The sequence below is a fragment of the Flavonifractor sp. An100 genome, assembly GCF_002161175.1.
In the GTDB taxonomy this organism is placed as follows: Bacteria; Bacillota; Clostridia; order Oscillospirales; family Oscillospiraceae; genus Lawsonibacter.
Window position 1 is genome coordinate 1 of record NZ_NFMA01000058.1, and the last position, 1,192, is coordinate 1,192.

At 51.5% G+C, this 1,192-nt stretch carries 1 protein-coding gene; it reads right to left on the reverse strand.

The features are described from left to right. Nucleotides 1–133: 133 nt before the first annotated feature. Nucleotides 134–1,192 (reverse strand): IS110 family transposase (locus B5E43_RS14735; RefSeq protein ID WP_143383030.1); only part of this gene is annotated, 1,059 nt, incomplete at its 5' end.

Sequence of the window (1,192 nt, forward strand, 5' to 3'; positions counted from 1 at the left end):
ACCTTGCTACGAAAATAAGTAGCGAGGGCGTGAACCTTGACAAACAGGCTTTCAACGCCTCATGAAAAACCATCGCAGCACAAAAAGCGGCAGGCCAAAACCTGTCGCCGGCCGAAGTATGGTACAGTGGGAATCAGCCTGGTGCCACCACAAAGTACCCCAGCTTTTGCAGTTCGTTCACCATACGGCTGGCCCGTTTGCGCTCACTTTGTTTTCTGCGGATCTCAAAACAGTCTTCGTTGTATGGAGAACCTGTCTTCAACATCGTGTAAATCAGCGCCAGCAGTTTGCGAGCCAAAGCAATCGTTGCACGTTTAGCGCCCTTCCGCTGTTTTATCCTCCAGTACCAACCGGAGAGGTACAAGCTTCGTTTTCCGGAGATGACCCATCCCACCTCACAGAGCATACTCTTCAGATACGGATTACCTTTGTTAATGTGAGCACTCTTGCGTTTTCCGGCACTCTCGTTGTTACCGGGACTCAAACCGGCCCAGGAGCATATATGCTGGGAATCCGGAAAGGCACTCATATCGGTACCAATCTCCGCGATAATGGCTGCTGCCGCAGTTACATCAATACCCGGTATGGAGCACAGGAGGCTCAATGCCTCTTCGTGCTTTGTGATCTCTTTCGTAATAGCGTCCTCCACAGTATGCCGGTGCTGTTCAAGTGCTTCCAAGTGCCCAAATATCATGCGAAGAAAGCCTCGCTGGTGCTCCGAGAGCGAACCGTTCAAGGCAATCAGTATTTCGTCGATACGTTTCCGGGTCTGTGTTTTCAGACACCGATCCAGAGCTTCCCGCGAAATATTTCCGTATTCCATGAGATGACGGATGATGTTTCGCCCGGAAGCGCCAAATGCGTCCGACAGAAACGCTGTGAAGCGGAAACCGGAGCTTTGCAGAAATTTATCGATGCGATTCTTTTGGGCGGTAATGTCGCGAACGATGCTCTTACGATACCGGGTCAGATGCCGCAGTTCCCGGAAGGTCTTATCTGGGATAAAACTTCCCTTTAGTAATCCGGCACGGAGCAATGTGGCGATCCATTGCGCGTCCCGCATATCCGTTTTGCGCCCAGGCACATTCTTCATGTGGCGGGCATTCACGACCAGAATGCTGATCTGCCCATCAAAACATGGCTCCAGCATTTCGTAAATAGGCTGCCAGTAGATCCCGGTGCTCTCCATAGC